15 protein-coding genes are annotated in these 15,657 nt (G+C 34.1%); 4 read left to right on the top strand and 11 right to left on the bottom strand.

All coding sequences use genetic code 11. The features are described from left to right. Positions 1 to 60 precede the first annotated feature (60 nt). From rbsD to deoC, 5 genes are all read right to left on the bottom strand, one after another. Positions 61 to 456, bottom strand: coding sequence for a D-ribose pyranase (gene rbsD, locus OL233_RS02735; RefSeq protein ID WP_126831607.1), 396 nt, complete (start codon positions 454 to 456; stop codon positions 61 to 63). A 25-nt stretch (positions 457 to 481) separates the two neighbouring features. Continuing rightward, positions 482 to 1,387, bottom strand: coding sequence for a ribokinase (rbsK, locus tag OL233_RS02730; RefSeq protein WP_275470848.1), 906 nt, complete (start codon positions 1,385 to 1,387; stop codon positions 482 to 484). A 210-nt stretch (positions 1,388 to 1,597) separates the two neighbouring features. After that, positions 1,598 to 2,593 carry a ribose utilization transcriptional repressor RbsR gene (gene rbsR, locus OL233_RS02725; RefSeq protein WP_275470847.1) on the bottom strand — a complete coding sequence of 332 codons (996 nt, stop codon included), beginning with the start codon at positions 2,591 to 2,593 and terminating at the stop codon, positions 1,598 to 1,600. Positions 2,594 to 2,674: 81 nt separating this feature from the next. Further along, positions 2,675 to 3,628, bottom strand: a complete 954-nt coding sequence (locus OL233_RS02720) for a sugar-binding transcriptional regulator (RefSeq protein WP_275470846.1) — start codon at positions 3,626 to 3,628, stop codon at positions 2,675 to 2,677. A 92-nt stretch (positions 3,629 to 3,720) separates the two neighbouring features. Continuing rightward, on the bottom strand, positions 3,721 to 4,368 hold the full coding sequence (deoC, locus tag OL233_RS02715; RefSeq protein ID WP_275470845.1) for a deoxyribose-phosphate aldolase: 648 nt from the start codon (positions 4,366 to 4,368) through the stop codon (positions 3,721 to 3,723). 572 nt (positions 4,369 to 4,940) lie between these two features. Here deoC and OL233_RS02710 point away from each other — a divergent pair. Next, on the top strand, positions 4,941 to 6,440 hold the full coding sequence (locus tag OL233_RS02710; protein ID WP_275470844.1) for a helix-turn-helix domain-containing protein: 1,500 nt from the start codon (positions 4,941 to 4,943) through the stop codon (positions 6,438 to 6,440). A gap of 71 nt (positions 6,441 to 6,511) precedes the next feature. Here OL233_RS02710 and OL233_RS02705 read toward each other — a convergent pair whose 3' ends face one another. The 4 genes from OL233_RS02705 to OL233_RS02690 are packed head-to-tail and all read right to left on the bottom strand — an operon-like array spanning position 6,512 to position 9,907. Beyond that, positions 6,512 to 7,510, bottom strand: a complete 999-nt coding sequence (locus OL233_RS02705) for a WxL protein peptidoglycan domain-containing protein (protein WP_275470843.1) — start codon at positions 7,508 to 7,510, stop codon at positions 6,512 to 6,514. 46 nt (positions 7,511 to 7,556) lie between these two features. Next, positions 7,557 to 8,177, bottom strand: coding sequence for a hypothetical protein (locus tag OL233_RS02700; RefSeq protein ID WP_275470842.1), 621 nt, complete (start codon positions 8,175 to 8,177; stop codon positions 7,557 to 7,559). Positions 8,178 to 8,192: 15 nt separating this feature from the next. After that, a complete protein-coding gene (locus OL233_RS02695) occupies positions 8,193 to 8,507 on the bottom strand; it encodes a hypothetical protein (RefSeq protein WP_275470841.1) in 315 nt (104 codons plus the stop codon). Between the two features lie 11 nt (positions 8,508 to 8,518). Continuing rightward, positions 8,519 to 9,907, bottom strand: a complete 1,389-nt coding sequence (locus tag OL233_RS02690) for a hypothetical protein (protein WP_275470840.1) — start codon at positions 9,905 to 9,907, stop codon at positions 8,519 to 8,521. 653 nt (positions 9,908 to 10,560) lie between these two features. Here OL233_RS02690 and OL233_RS02685 point away from each other — a divergent pair. Continuing rightward, the gene (locus OL233_RS02685) at positions 10,561 to 11,379 is read left to right on the top strand and encodes a MarR family transcriptional regulator (RefSeq protein ID WP_275470839.1); all 819 of its coding nucleotides are present in this window, start codon (positions 10,561 to 10,563) and stop codon (positions 11,377 to 11,379) included. Between the two features lie 43 nt (positions 11,380 to 11,422). Here OL233_RS02685 and truA read toward each other — a convergent pair whose 3' ends face one another. Continuing rightward, positions 11,423 to 12,163, bottom strand: a complete 741-nt coding sequence (gene truA, locus OL233_RS02680) for a tRNA pseudouridine(38-40) synthase TruA (RefSeq protein WP_275470838.1) — start codon at positions 12,161 to 12,163, stop codon at positions 11,423 to 11,425. A gap of 340 nt (positions 12,164 to 12,503) precedes the next feature. On the opposite strand from truA, the gene OL233_RS02675 reads away from it, so the two are divergent. After that, positions 12,504 to 13,577 carry a PTS sugar transporter subunit IIC gene (locus OL233_RS02675; protein WP_275470837.1) on the top strand — a complete coding sequence of 358 codons (1,074 nt, stop codon included), beginning with the start codon at positions 12,504 to 12,506 and terminating at the stop codon, positions 13,575 to 13,577. Between the two features lie 23 nt (positions 13,578 to 13,600). Further along, positions 13,601 to 14,593: a D-2-hydroxyacid dehydrogenase gene (locus OL233_RS02670; RefSeq protein ID WP_275470836.1), complete on the top strand. Its 993-nt coding sequence runs from the start codon at positions 13,601 to 13,603 to the stop codon at positions 14,591 to 14,593. Positions 14,594 to 14,630: 37 nt separating this feature from the next. Here OL233_RS02670 and OL233_RS02665 read toward each other — a convergent pair. Beyond that, positions 14,631 to 15,657 (bottom strand): SpaA isopeptide-forming pilin-related protein (locus OL233_RS02665; RefSeq protein ID WP_275470835.1); only part of this gene is annotated, 1,027 nt, incomplete at its 5' end.

Genomic DNA, 15,657 nt, shown 5'->3' with positions numbered 1-15,657 from the left:
ACTCCTAATATTTTATTATAATTCTCATTTTATTGACGTCTTACTTCTATAATAATGAATCTAGAACACAACATTACTTTCTAACACAATATTTGCATATGGTGTTACTTCACCTGTTCTGATGAAGGCATGACAGTTATTTAAATCTTTTTTCATGTCTTCATGAGGATAGAAGACGATTTCTGTATCTGGTAATGTTTCTTTAATTTCAGCTAAAACCGTTGGGTTAGCTGTTTTGATTTCTTCTGCTAAGAAAATACGTTGTACTTCTAATTCTTCTAAGACGTTCTTTAAAACATCCATGAATGTTGGTAAACCATGTGTCACTGCTAAATCGATTTTTTCTACGTTCATTGGAACTGGCATACCAGCATCTCCAATACTTAATTTATCGAAATGCCCCATTTGTGAGATAACGCGTGAAATATCTGAATTGATTACTTTTGTTTTTTTCATTTTAAATTTCTCCTTTATAAGTGATTTAAACTAATTCTTTTTTGAATGGAATAGATGGTTGTGCACCAAATCGTTGAACCGTTAATGATGATGCTTTATTACCGTAAAGAATTGCTTCTTCTAAATTAGAGAAGTCAGGTTTTAAAATACTGCTCATAGTACCGATGAATGTATCACCTGCTGCTGTTGTATCAACTGCCTTAACTTTAAAGGCTGGTACAATACCATTTTTACCATTTACGTCGAAGAAAGCACCCTTGCTACCAATCGTAATGATAACAGCTTCAATTCCTAACCCATGTAAATGATCCGCTGCTTCTTTCAATGAAGCTTCATCCGTTACTTCAATTCCTGTTAAAATTTCTGTTTCTGTTTCATTAGGAATAATCATATCTGTTACTTTTAGTAGTTCTTCTGGTACATTTTCAAGAGCCGGTGCTGGATTAAGAATTGTTTTAACGCCATTAGCACGTGCAATCTTGAATGCTTCAATCGTGCTATCAATCGCACTTTCAAATTGCGCAATGACAAAGTCACTCTTTTTAATTAAATCGCTACTTTTTTCAACGTGTTCTGGCGTAAAGGTGTTGTTAGCACCTGAGTAAATCATGATACTATTTTCACCATGATTATCTACCATGATAAAAGCTTGACCTGTTGATTCATTATCTAAAGTCGCAACACCCGTCATATCAATTTCTTCTTGAGACATTAAATCTGTCATCATAGAACCTGCGCCATCATTACCAACAGCACCGATAAAGAAAGTGTTAGCATCTGAACGCTTAGCTGCTACCGCTTGGTTAGCCCCTTTTCCGCCACCAGCTGTGAAATGTTCAATCGCGTGGATTGTTTCACCAGGTTTTGGCATATCTTTCACTCGTAATGTTGTGTCTAGGTTGATACTTCCAATTATTGTAATCGTATTCATTTAAACCACTCCTTAATATTTTTTGATAAGTTATATGTTCTCTTTGTTATTAAAACGTTTTAATCAGGTTGAAAAAAATATATAAAACGCTTTTATTTAAGATTAAAAAAATTAAAACGTTTTAATTTCTTCCTAAAAAATATATAAAACGCTTTTATTTATTATTAAAACGTTTTAATAGGACAATAAAAAGATAACACACAATGAAAGCTATTTCAAGTGTGTTGTCGAAAATCTTTTTATTAATTTTACAGGTAGTGTTTTTTCAACACGATCTTTTCCTGGTGTTTCAATTCTCTCAAGTAAAATTTCTGCTGTCACTTTTCCTAATTCTACAATAGGTTGCGCGATTGTAGTCAGTTTCGGTGAGACGTATTCACACATATCAACATTATCATAGCCAATCACACTGTAATCTTCTGGTATTCTTTTTCCTTTTTCGCTCAAACCAAAATAAATCCCGAACGCTATCTCATCATTTATCGCAAATATTGCCGTTGCATCGGTCATTAGAATACGATCTACCGCCTCTCGTCCACCTGATTTTGATAACTCCGTATCTACTACAATTAAATTGGTTTGATAAACTGAGCGGAATCCTTCTAAACGATTTTTAATATTCGCTGTGGTGCACACAGGCATTACAACGGCTACTTTTTTGTGCCCCAACTCTTTAAGATGATTTGCAGCCAGTTGGCCTCCTAAAAAATCATCAGTAAAAACAGCATCTGAAAAGCCTTCTGCTTTCTTCTGATCAAGTACGATAAAAGGTAAATTTTTCATCTCTAAATTTTCTCTAATCGCCTTATTTGAAATAGCTGAACTCGCAATAATAAAACCATCAACACCACGTCTGCTTAATTCTTCTAGATATTCATTTTCTTTTTCTTCATCCAAATCGGCATTACAGAGCATTGTAATGAAATTTTTATCATACAAGACACTCTCGATGCCTCTAATTAGATTAGAGAAGAAAGGGTTTGTTATATCTGGCACTAACACACCGATTGTTTTACTTTTCTTACCAATCATACTTTGTGCAAAATAATTAGGTTTATAATTCAATTCATCTCTAGATGCCATTACTTTTTTAACTGTATCTGGATTAAAGCTGCTTTCTTTACCATTTAAAATCTGAGAAACTGTCGCAATCGACATTCCAGAATGTTTGGCAACATCTTTAATTGTTATTTTTTTCTTCGTCATTTCTGTTCTCCTTATGGTAAAGCTACCCTATTCTATCAAACTTCTAATTATAACGAGTTAAGTCTCCACCCTTATCTCTCATTATTTCTGTCGTTCTATTAATTTTGTAGCTGTGTGAATATCTGTTACCAATGTATTTGCCAATCCACCTACGAGCGCTGCATGAATTGGGGCTACCTTATGTTTCCCACCTGCAACTAAAATCGTATCGTTTTTATCTTTTAATTCCGATAGTTCGATTCCTATCGTTCTATTATTGATTTCTTCATTCGCAATACTACCATCTACTGTAATAAAACGCGACAAAATATCCCCAACAGCCGTTGATTGAATAGCCGTTACTTCTTGATCATCAAAATAATTCAACTGAAACAACATCGCGTTATTTTCCACACTTCCTACTGTAAAGATTGCTACATTTGCTTTTCTGCCTTCATCCATCAAATACTTAATATGGCTTTCACTCATCACCAACTCTTTGGTTTCCTGTTGCTCAAAAATAACAGGTAGAGGCAAAATTTCAGATTTCGCATGAAATGCTTGTGTAAATAAACTCATCACTTCATGAGAATAATTAGTAACAGAGGCGTGTGATTCCCCACCTTTTAATTGGACAATTTTAGTATTTTCTAAAGGAAACTCCTTTAACTCTTTTGCCACAGCATACATCGTCTTACCAAAACCAATCCCAATAATCGCATCATTTTCGGCAATATCTTGTATGTACTCCGCAGCTTTTTGGCCAATATTTTGAAGGATATTTCCTTCATTAGTTGAATGGCTATAAGCAATTATAACTTTTTTTAAACCGTATTTTTCTTGTAATTGCTCTTCTAATTGTTTGGAGTCATTATAAGGATCCATAATGCTAATCTGAACATATCCTTCGTCTTTAGAAAATTGTAATAAACGTGAGACAGTTGGTCTTGATAATGACATTTCTTTAGCTATCTCACTTTGATCTAAATTACTTTGGTAATAATATTTGGCTACTTGAACCGCTTGTTGTATTTTCTTTTTAGATGCGTTCGTCAAACGATCCCTCCTCCTATTTCTCTCGTTTTTATTATATCATATAACCCTTAAACCAAAAAAAAGAGAGGCACTAGGCCTCTCACTCTTTCAAACTATTTCCCAATAATTTTGATACTTGCACTTGTACCTAAACGAGTTGCACCAGCTTCGATGAAGGCATTTGCTTCTTCAGCATTATGAATCCCACCTGAAGCTTTTACTTCTGTTTTATCGCCAACAGTCGCTTTCATTAATTTAACGTCTTCTAATTTAGCACCACTTGTTGAGAAACCAGTAGATGTTTTAACGAATTCTGCACCTGAGTTCATTACTAACTCACTCGCTTTAGCAATTTCTTCGTCTGTAAGTAAGGCTGTTTCGATAATAACTTTAACTAATTTGTTTGAAGCATGCGATACTTCAACTACTGCATTGATATCATTTTGAACAGCTTCGTAGTTTTTACCTTTTAATTCTCCGATGTTGATAACCATATCTAATTCTTCAACACCATCTTCAATTGCTTGTTTAGCTTCTGCTACTTTGATTGCTGTTGTGTTAGCTCCTAGAGGGAAACCAATAACACACGCAGGTTTAACATTCGTACCTTCCAAAGCTTTAGATACGCGAGATACCCAGTAAGGATTAACCATAACTGTCGCAAATCCATGTTCTTTTGCTTCAGCTGTAACGCGGTCTACGTCAGCCTCTGTTGCTGCTGCTGCTAAAATTGTGTGATCTAAATAACTTGCTAATGTCATAATGTATGACCTCCTCTTAATATTGTCTTTATCATAACATTTTTATTTCCATTTGTAAAATAAGTGTTTTTACATTTGTTCATGCCGTCAAAAAATAACTTTTGCGCCTCTACTTCAATAATGACATTCTTACCCTCTTTTTTTTATCGGATAACTTCCATCAATACCTAAATTTTTCTCATTTATGTCATTTTTTGTCTTTTAATGACTAATTTGCTGTTGTTTTCAACTGTGCTATCTTAGTTTTAGCCATAGACTCTACAAATTATTGACCTAATACTTTAGTATCTTCTGGTATTCTATCCATATCAATCGATTTTAGTTTAGGGGTTATATTACCCTTATCTTCTTTAAAACAAAACTAAACACCTTAAATAATTCCATCGTTATCAATTCTTGAGTGCCAGTCATCCCCTTGAAATAAACTCCCTATACTCATTCGTCATTTTTTTACATAGTAAAACAACTTATTGATCTATTTTTGTATATTTGTATTTATTTTTGGGTAGTTCAATTTAATTACAGACAACCTATAATTGAATTAAACTATATAAATAATGGAGGTTTTATCTATGTTAAAGTTATTATTGAAAAAAAATGAATACAAACAACTCCTTATCATGGAGGCTCTTTTAAAGAATCAAGAAATAAATAAGTCGGCTCTTGAATCTGATCATCATATAACATTGTCTACTTTAAATCGATACATTAGAAATATTAATGCCGAACTAATTGAACTTGATTCTAATCAGTCCATTATAATTAACGCTACATCAGAAAAAATATTTCTATCTGATGCTCCAACCCCTTTTACACATACACTTTTTCATAAAATAGTGATGAACTATTTCCATGACTCTACTACTTATCAAACAATCAATGCATTGCTACTTCAAAATATTCAAGAAACAGATGTTTTGATTGAATCGCTGAATATCTCACAAAGTTACTTTAATAAAATTATCAAACAAATCAATAATTATTTTTGTTCTACTAATGTTCGAATCTGTCAAAAAAGAAAAAAAATATACTTAGTAGGTCAGGAAATTAACATCGTATACTTTGAATTTTTAGTTCGTCAATTTTTAAGTAAAATTGGTATACTTGATTACCAAGACATACCTCCATTATCCGGAAAAAATACAGTCATCCACGTTTACAATACTCTCAATTTAAATGATATCCATCTCAATCGTATAAATGAGCTACATCATGTATTAAAAAAACGCAGTAGCACTTTGAACACCATAAAAATAACCGATCCCGAACTTATAGCTAGTTTAACTATCATGCTTTTAGAATCAGACATATTCATAGCTGCCTCAGATGAGTACTCCCTTTCTCTTGATGTGCGTTTATTCGTTAGCCTACTCATTCGACTCAACTCAGCTCACCTCGAAAACAACGAAATAAAAAATAAAATCGGACTATTATTAGCTGAATCTGAAACTAAACTTGCAAAAGATGCGAAGTGTCTCGTTGACGATCTTATTTCAAATTTTATTTCCCCAATGAGTGTTAATACTTATGATTACTATGAATTTATTTATAGTGCTCATCTCCACTTAATTTATATTCGATTATTCGGTACAGATTTCAAAACACTATTCAAACTAACGGACAAAGAATCACTTTACAGCAAAACTAATACACAGCCTATCTATCTCGCATTAAAAAACTACTTCGAAATGCCCAATAATTTCTCTCATCTAACCTTTCAAAGTCAATTGTCTGTCCTTTCCAATAAAAACTTATTTATTGATTCTACATACTCAGCTATTAGACGTTACAGAAGTACTACCGTTTCCATAAGTTTTGACTTTATTTATAATCTTTCTTTTGAAGAATTTTTACGCACTAGCCTACGTCAGATTTTCTCTGAAGATGTCCTTATCTTTACCTTTAACTCCTATGATGCTGATATTATTACTACCGATTATATCCATAATTTATCCGAACATTTTGAGTTATTCACCTTTACTGATACTAACTCTTTAACCGAACTTGAGAATTTAATGGCACTCATAATACGAGTTTACAGTAAACATATTATGATATTTGAAAATTACTAACTCATAAAATTAAAACATAACTAAATACATGGAATATATAGTCAATCTCAAAGATTATCATTTTCATCTTATTACTTAGAAGCTCTTCCCTTAATTAGCAATACTATTAATAAAACTACCACTATACCTAAAGCAATAATTACTAATATTTTTTTATCCAAAGGTTCTTTGACATTTTTTAGGCTCTCTTCTCTAGCTATTTCTTTAGATAAGTTATCCTTAATTTTTACTTCAGAATTAAATTTCCACTTGTTTTTCTCAGTCCTAACCGTTATATCGACGGGATAATCTCCTTGTTCTAATTTTTTCATCTCATCTTCATTTAAAGGTAATTCTAAAGTTGTCTTGGTGTATGGCGCAATATTATACAAACTCTCTTCCTTTAAGGGATTACTTTTTACTTGTACATCATTCTCTTTTGAAGTAATTTTTGCGGACATATCAAATGATTTAATAAATAAACCATTAGCATTATCTAAAGTCACAGAAAGAACGGGCACCCTATTAACCATACTCACACTTGTTTTATCTAGTGTTAATTCTTTACGGTTTTCAATTTTTTCACCATGTAAGAAAATAGAAATGGTTCGTTGAATTAGATTGACCACTCCTTTTTGAGTGTCATCTGGCAATTCTTTTACATTCATCCCCCCTGCCATAACCCCTTTAAATGGTTCTGGTACCGAAACTGTATAGTTAATAAAACGCTCTTCTCCAGCTTCTAGTCTAAGCTCTTTTTCTTTTAAATCAGAATGAATGACTTCCGTTATATCAAATGGTGCTTGCCTAGACTGGCTAATTTCTCGGCTGAACCCGTAATCAATTACGCCATTAGTAGAACTATTGGCATTCGTTAATGTCACACTCAGCTTGATAGGTTCTTCTTCATTATTTTTCACCTTAACTTGATAGGTGATTGTTTCACCTTTTACGGCCGGAATATCCAGGTAGCCTACACTTATGTCTTTTTGTTCAGATGGATGAACCAATTGAACGTTAAAGTCAGCAGCTTCTGAAACACTTCCTAACAATCCAAATACCCCTATCATTACCGCTATTAATCGTTTCATTTGCTCTTCTCCTTTACATGAAAAAAGACTCCTAGGAGTCTTTTTTTTATAACGTATTTTCAGCTACTTTTTGTTCGCCATTTTCGCCCAATGTCCATGTTACCTTTTGAGTAAACTCACGTTGTGCAGTAGCTGATGCTTTTGATTCATCAAATTTAAAATTAGCTGTCGCACTTGCAAATGCTATTTTGTGATTGCCTAAAGCCGCAGGATTCTTAATGATTAAAGGTGTTGATACCTTACTATCTGATACCACTTTAAACTCACTTATTGAAACTTCGTTACCTTTGGTAAAAGTTGAAGGCGTGTCAATTACTTCTGTCCCGCCTGTATAAGTAACGTCGAATTCTGTTATCATTGTATCTTTTACTAAATCACTTGCTGTAACTGAGATAGTGATATCTTTAAATGTATCATTTGTAAAATCTAATGTTTGGCCATCTGCCGATTCCTCTACTGTTACGTCTTTAAAACCTTTTTTTATATCTTCTGGTTTAATGTCACCAAAATTATAACTTGGTGCAGCTGTAATCTTAGCCGCGCCATCTCCAGGGATGATTGTTACTGTGTTAGTTGAAGACGCCGATGAATCATTTTCCTCTGCCATCGCTACATTTCCTAATACTGTTGTGGCTACCAATGCCATCCCTAAAACTGTCTTTTTCATATCATTATTCTCCTTTTAAGTTAACTTATTGTATTTTACTCTATTATAATAAATGGCTATACTAGCCACTACTATCACCATATACCCGGCTAATACATAGCCTATTCCTGCTTTTTCATCAGTTTGGGGCAACTTCTTTTGTTCTATAGTCTCAATCACACTTTCACCTTCTGGAGGTTTCGGAACGCTAGGGGGATACTCTTCACTAGGCTCCCATTTCCCTAAATTGATTTCAACTTTGTTAACTGAAGTCATTGCCGAGCCAAATACCTTTAAGGGGCTTAGACTGATTAAAAACAGCAAACCTAATACTATTGCTAATTTTCTCATCTTTATCCTCCTTATAAACTCTCGACAGAAGTTAAACTATCTGTATTTGGCTGAATAATCCAATCCAGCGCGACACTATTTTTTCCTTCATAAATCGTAACCAAATCATCATTTGACAACTCACGGAATTGTAGTAGTTCATGAAGTGGAAAAGTTACCACTGATTGACGATTGACAGTTTCATAGACCTCTTGAAGACTATTTGTTGTCAATAACTTATCCTTATAGAACAACTTATCTGGTATAAATGTTGTTGGAGTTACATCAGCACTTCTCTTCACGACAAGTTTATATCCTTCAGTTTGAGCATTCTTTAGTGTCAAGTTGGAAACACCAGATGCAACCGCAGATGTTCGGTCTATTCCAGGTGTTTTCAAATCTACAATATGAGTTAGTGTCTCATTATCCAGTTCAACTATTGGTTCTTCTGCATCGATTCGAAAAGGAACTATCAAACTCACCATATCTTTAGAATTATCTTTTGTTATAGAAAAAGGGTTGCCTGAATAGGTTGCATCAAAACGAGTGTATGTTGGTAACTCAAATGATAAACTCAATTGGTCACCTTTAAGCTTTAACCCTTCTTTTTTAATCGTTAATGCGAACTCACATTGAGTCCTATCACCTTGAATAGGTGACACTGTTAGGTCAAAATATTCACTTGCTGAACCGATATTTTCACCATTAACACTCAGATTCATAATCAATGGATGCCCACCAACCAAGACCTCGTCATCAATAGCGACAACCAACTTCTCGTTATCTGGGTAATTATTGTCTCCCACTATAACAATGGACATATTCCCCATGGATGGATGAATTGTAAAGCGCCCGGCATCGCCAAATTTATTTTTAGGTAAATCTGTTTGGAGCCGAGCTAGGTCATAGCTCAGCTTCTCTGGAAGTCTAAATCGCTGCGTAGTTGTTTGGGGAGTAAATACTACTCTCTTATCATTAAGTAGCGTTTGCATGAAAGGTTCCAATCCACCAAACACTAACTCTTTTGAACCTTCGTTATTTATTAAAGGTTCATGAACAAGACTTTTAGCGAACTCTTTTAAACCAGATTGATGTTTTTCATGATCAATTTTATCCTTACGCTCATTATATTTTATATCACGAGTTGTATTTTCAAATTCACTCTGATTTACTTCAATACTTTCCTGCGAAACGGATGTCTCTTCTGAATCACTTAATCTCAGTTCCTCAGTACTTGTTCCTTCACTACTATCATCATTAACGATTTCTATCGTACTCTCGACATTTAATATTTCTGACGTTAGTGTTACTATTTCTTCTTGTTCCAATATCTCATCCGCTAGGACACTCTTAAAACAAATTCCCCATGACCAAATGCTCACTAAACATACCGTAAGTCTTTTTATTTTTTTTATTTCCATCTCCTCCTAACAAAAATAAAATAGACACATTAAACATAATACGTTCTTTAAGTATAAAAAAGCATCCTCTGATTGTCAACGTTTTCATTAATGGCCGCTTTTTGAAACCGCTAATTATATTTTAATATTTATAAGCAAATAGATTCACTAGTTTATTTTAATACAATACATCTCTTATGATTTTATATTCCAAAGTAAACCTTTTAATCCAATTATTAAATTAAGTAGAAAAAAAATCGAAACTTTATATGTAATTTTACTTTCTAAATGGAAAATCATCATTTGCAGTTAACTTTAATTTATTTAATTAATGCTTCTTACTCACTCTTCGAACCCATAGTTCTCCTCTTTATGCTAGACTTAATAAAATACATAACTTACCCAACTAACAATATTTCAAGAATACTTATCTATGTTCAAATACCAAGCTACCTACTAACACAAGTTTAGGTGCGTCGTGTTATTGAAATACTTGCGGTATCTAGTATAATAATAAGTAGCTATCACAAGTTATTCAAATCATCAACTTCAACTGACCTGTTGAAACTGGTGTACCTATAAAATGACCAACTAATCAAAAGGTTGCATTTTGCAAAAGAACGCATAATCATTAATAAAAGTAAATCATATAAAGAATCCTAGAGGTGAATAGAATGAATTATAAGACAGTACGTGAATTATCAGAGGAATGGGGAATTAGCCGACAAGCCATTCAAAAAAGAATCAAATCACTACCTAAAGAAAATCATCCAAAAAAAGTGGACGGTAGATATGTCATCTCTCCAGAAACAGTTGCACTTTTGGAAGAAAAATACCCTAATGAAAATAAAGTTGACACTAATGTCGAACCTGACCCTACAACTGAAAAGTCGTTAGTTGACGGTTGTTTAGATGAATTAGATACAGGCTTTGAGAATTTATACAAAGAAAAAGAGGTAGAAGTAAAGCCTGAAAAAACTAAAGATAAAAAAGAAGTTGAAGCAGATACACCAAAAGATTCACCCTCTCAAAATGAGACAATAGAGATACCCCTTGACGGCATGTCAACTGCCACTGTGGTTGAAGAATTACGCCGTGATAAACAAAACTTATACAGTATTATTTCTGGATTAGAAGAGCGCCTAAAAGAAAATCAAAATCTTCTTAATCAACAGCAACAATTAACCTTACAAAGCAACAAACAAATTCAACAGTTGCAGTTACAATTAACTGGTGACGTACAACCTGATAAAGAGGATGTTACACAATCTAAAGATGATTTTGTACAACACGAAGACGAACCCGAAGAAGAGCCTATTAAAACAAAAGAAACTTATACAGATGATGAGTACTCTCTTGAATTAAAAGAACTACAAGAGAAATTAGAAGAAAAAGAACGTGAGTTAGGTAGATTTCCTAGAGAAGATGCACCTCATGAAGATCCAGAAAAGAAATCATTTTTCAGCAGAATGTTCTCTAAACGAAATCAATAGAAAAAAGCATGATGTGTTGATTACAACACATCATGCTTTTTTATTACTTATAATAAACTTCATCCAAAAATAAACCATGAGCTGGAACTGTTTCCCCAGCAGTTTGTCTTACTTTTTTATCAAATACTTCATCAATAACCTCTAACTCCATCTCACCCGATCCAATAGCAAGTATCGTTCCCATCATAATACGAACCATGTTATATAAGAAACCTTCTCCTATAAATTTAAATTGGATTAAGTCTCCTTTTTTATCAATTGTTATCGAATTTAGTGTTCTAACTGTTGATTTTTTATTCTTTTTAAGAGACGAAAAACCTATAAAATCATGTTCTCCTACTAATTTATCACAAGCGGCTTGCATCTTTTTGATATCTAGACTTTGAGAACAGTGATAGCTAAAATTACGTTCAATTGCTGAAGGTGTTTCTTTGTTCCAAACGTAATAACTGTACTGCTTACCCGCTGCATTATATCTTGCATGGAAACGTTCTGGTACTTCTTCCACTTTTGTAACAACTATATCACGCGGTAAAGTATTATTTAAATAGTTCATCATCTTTTCAGGTGTCATCGTTGACATTGTTTTAAAATTTGCAACTTGACCTCTAGCATGTGTACCTGAGTCCGTACGACCCGATCCAACTATTTCTAATTCTTCCCCCGTCATTTTACTTAATGTCGCCTCAATTTTACCCTGAATTGTTTTATCAGAATCGCCTAATCGTTGCCACCCTAAATAACGTTTACCATCATACTCTATTGTCAATTTTATATTTTTCATTTCTATTTTCCTCTCCTACTTCTTACATCATCATATCTCCTCTATTATACCTCAAATAGTTCCATTTATTTGGGCTTTATTCACGTAGATACTTATATTAATTAATCCTTTTTCACATTCTCTACAGTTTGTGAAAATCCTCTGTCAAAAATTGCGTTCATTCGGCAAAAATTGGGAAATATTGGTATATCAAAGGAATTCCTGTTTAAATAAGGACCCTCTCGTTTTTAAACAGACTTAGTAGTTTACTTCACAAAATGAGTATGATAATCTACTGGTACAACGAACTTGTGAATAATAACACAAAAAGTTGATAACGATTTAAAAGGAGCTAACTATTATGGCAAACACTTTTTCCCAGGCCTTTCCAAAAGACCTAACCCCTAAAGTATTTCTCAATAAAGTTTTATCTGGTACTGCAGTCGGTATTGTTGTCGGACTAATACCTAACGCTATACTTGGTGAATTGTTTAAATTTTTAATCACCAAAAATGATATTTTTACAACACCTCTCGTTATTGTACAAGCTATCCAATTTACAGTCCCTATTATTGTAGGCGTGCTTATTGCTCTTCAATTCGGACTAACTGCTATGGAAGCAATTATCACTGGTAGTGCCGCCTTTGCAGCATCCGGTGCTTACAAAGTTATTGATGGTAAATTTGTATTAGTCGGCATTGGTGATTTGATTAATACGATGTTAACAGCTGCCATTTGTATTATTATCATTTATTTAGTTCACGATAAACTGGGATCTATGACCATTCTTTTATTACCAATAATTGCTGCTGGTGGTGCTGGTCTGATTGGGGTTCTGACTTTACCCTTTGTTAGCCAGTTTACGGCTGCTATTGGAACTGGGGTTAATAGTTTCACTGATTTACAACCTGTTATTATGTCAATTTTAATTTCAATATCCTTTGGTATTATTATCATTTCACCTGTTTCAACCGTAGCGATTGCTACTGCAATTGGACTTGATGGTTTAGCATCTGGTGCTGCTAACTTAGGTATTTGCGCTTGCGCTATGTTACTAGTTGTCAGTTCTAGAAAAGTTAACAAATCTGGGGTGACATGGGCTGTGGGTCTAGGTGCTATGAAGATGATGATGCCTAACTTTATCAAACACCCTATCATCGCCATCCCAATTGTTATTGCGTCCACTTTAACAGGTATTACAGGATCATTACTTAATATTCAAGGGACCGCTGCTTCAGCAGGGTTTGGGTTCTCTGGGTTAGTTGGACCCATTAATGCGATGAAATTTATGACTGGCTCTCCAACAATGAACCTGATTATTGCGGGGCTTGCATTCTTTGTTATTCCACTGATTTCAGCTTTAATCGCTGATTTCTTATGTACAAAAGTCTTTAAGCTTTATCAACCTGAGGTCTTTACTTTTAATAAAAACTAATAAAATTCTAGGAGGAATATAAAATGAAATTACTTATGATGGGTGCTAGAGAAGATGAACGTGTTTTTGCTGAAAAATGGGCTAAAGAAAATAAAATAGATCTTGAAATTACCAATGACTTTTTAAGTCCTGATACACTTCATTTAGTAGAAGGAAAAGATGGTATTGCGCTTCAACAAACTATGGGATTACCAAAAGAAATGTATCAACAACTTGCTGACCTAGGGATAAAACAAATCGCAACTCGATCAGCTGGGTATGATATGTATGATTTAGAAGCCGCAACTGAAGCAGGTTTAATCGTGACAAATGTTCCTGAATATTCACCAAATGCTATTGCAGAATTTGCAGTTACTTCAGCGTTAGCAACTGTACGTCAACTAAATAAAATTCAAGCTAATATGGCTAAACAAGATTTTAGATGGGCAAAAGATATGATTAGCCGTGAAATCCGTTCAATGACAGTTGGTATCATTGGAACTGGGCGTATCGGACGTATCACTGCTCAAATCTTAAAAGGCTTTGGTGCTGAAATTATTGCATACGACCTTTATCAAAATGATGACGCCAAAGAATTTTTAACTTATAAAGACAGTGTTGAAGATGTTGTAAAAGAAGCTGACTTAATTTCAATTCATATGCCTGCAACTAAAGACAACCATCATTTGTTTAATGACGACTTATTCAGTCTTATGAAAGATGGCTCTTTCTTAGTTAATACAGCGCGCGGCATGATTGTCGATACTGCTGCACTTTTAAGAGCACTTGATAGTGGTAAATTAGCAGGTGCGGCACTTGATACTTATGAAAACGAAATGCCTTATGTTACTAAGGACTTTACTGGAAAAGAAATTGAAGATGCAACCTTTAAAGAACTTGTCAATCGAGAAGATGTTATCTTTACACCACACATTGCATTCTATACTGATACAGCCGTTGAAAACTTAGTTGCTGGTGGTTTAAATGCAGTTTACGATGTTGTCACAACTAACGATAGTTCTAATAGAGTCAATTAAAAAAGACGCTAATCATAATGATTAGCGTCTTTTCTTATTAGTTAAAACGTCGAACTTGGCTAAAGGCTAAACCAATTAATAATACACTACCAATAAGTGTTAAATAACTTGAATTAGCTTCACTTGTTTGTGGCAGTTTATTATGGTTAGTTGTATCTGGTACTTTAGGTTTTCCTGGTTCTGTTGGTTTTCCCGGTTTTCCTGGTTCTGTTGGTTTGCCTGGTTCTGTTGGTTTGCCTGGTTCTGTTGGTTTTTCTGGCAGCTTTGTATTCAATACGTCAACTATTGTCACATTATCTTCTTCACCTTCAACTACACTCACTTTGATTGGTGTTGTATCTAGTTCATAACCATCCGGTGCTTTAGTTTCTACTAATGTGTAGTCTCCAAAATCTACTGGTACAGTTGTCATGCCATGACCATCTTCACCAGTAACAATATGATCTACAACTTTTCCTTCAGCGTCCTTAACATCAAATTCTGCACCAGATAATAATTTCTCTAAGTTTTCTGAGTCATGTTTGATCACTTCTATTGTTCCTTTACCCGGAATCATTGGAATAATTGGTTCGCCTGGTAATTTGCGATTATCAACATTAACTGTAATCACATTGCTTTCTTTACCCTCAACCACACTTACAGGTATTGGTGTTGAATCTAATTCATACCCTTCTGGTGCTTCTGTTTCTACTAACGTGTAATCTCCAAAATCTAAGGGAGTTGTTGATACTGCATGTCCTGTCACGTCAGTTGTAATATGCTCGATAAAATTACCTTCGCTATCCATGATATCAAATCCTGCACCCGCTAATAGCTTCTCTTTATCTACAGAATCATGCTTGATAACCTCAATTGTTCCTTTTCCTGGTAACCCTGGTATTACAGGTTCTCCTGGTAATTGTCGGTTGTCTACATCTACTGTCATTACATTACTTTCTTTACCCTCAACCACACTTACAGGTATTGGTGTTGGATCTAATTCATACCCTTCTGGTGCTTTAGTTTCTACTAATGTGTAGTCTCCAAAATCTAATGGGACAGTTGTCACGCCATGTCCATTTTTC

Origin of the sequence: Vagococcus proximus, from assembly GCF_029143285.1 — a bacterium.
GTDB classification, from domain to species: Bacteria; Bacillota; Bacilli; order Lactobacillales; family Vagococcaceae; genus Vagococcus_D; species Vagococcus_D proximus.
Note: the sequence above shows the minus strand (reverse complement) of the source record. Positions and strands in the feature narration are given on the sequence as shown.

Bases quoted from the DNA above. Each gene is read 5' to 3' on its own strand.
- OL233_RS02685 (WP_275470839.1), top strand. From the start codon at position 10,561: ATGAATTATAAGACAGTACGTGAATTATCAGAGGAATGGGGAATTAGC.
- OL233_RS02710 (WP_275470844.1), top strand. From the start codon at position 4,941: ATGTTAAAGTTATTATTGAAAAAAAATGAATACAAACAACTCCTTATC.
- OL233_RS02695 (WP_275470841.1), bottom strand. From the start codon at position 8,507: ATGAGAAAATTAGCAATAGTATTAGGTTTGCTGTTTTTAATCAGTCTA.
- rbsR (WP_275470847.1), bottom strand. From the start codon at position 2,593: ATGACGAAGAAAAAAATAACAATTAAAGATGTTGCCAAACATTCTGGA.
- OL233_RS02690 (WP_275470840.1), bottom strand. From the start codon at position 9,907: ATGGAAATAAAAAAAATAAAAAGACTTACGGTATGTTTAGTGAGCATT.
- rbsK (WP_275470848.1), bottom strand. From the start codon at position 1,387: ATGAATACGATTACAATAATTGGAAGTATCAACCTAGACACAACATTA.
- OL233_RS02700 (WP_275470842.1), bottom strand. From the start codon at position 8,177: ATGAAAAAGACAGTTTTAGGGATGGCATTGGTAGCCACAACAGTATTA.
- truA (WP_275470838.1), bottom strand. From the start codon at position 12,163: ATGAAAAATATAAAATTGACAATAGAGTATGATGGTAAACGTTATTTA.
- OL233_RS02670 (WP_275470836.1), top strand. From the start codon at position 13,601: ATGAAATTACTTATGATGGGTGCTAGAGAAGATGAACGTGTTTTTGCT.
- rbsD (WP_126831607.1), bottom strand. From the start codon at position 456: ATGAAAAAAACAAAAGTAATCAATTCAGATATTTCACGCGTTATCTCA.
- OL233_RS02675 (WP_275470837.1), top strand. From the start codon at position 12,504: ATGGCAAACACTTTTTCCCAGGCCTTTCCAAAAGACCTAACCCCTAAA.
- deoC (WP_275470845.1), bottom strand. From the start codon at position 4,368: ATGACATTAGCAAGTTATTTAGATCACACAATTTTAGCAGCAGCAGCA.
- OL233_RS02705 (WP_275470843.1), bottom strand. From the start codon at position 7,510: ATGAAACGATTAATAGCGGTAATGATAGGGGTATTTGGATTGTTAGGA.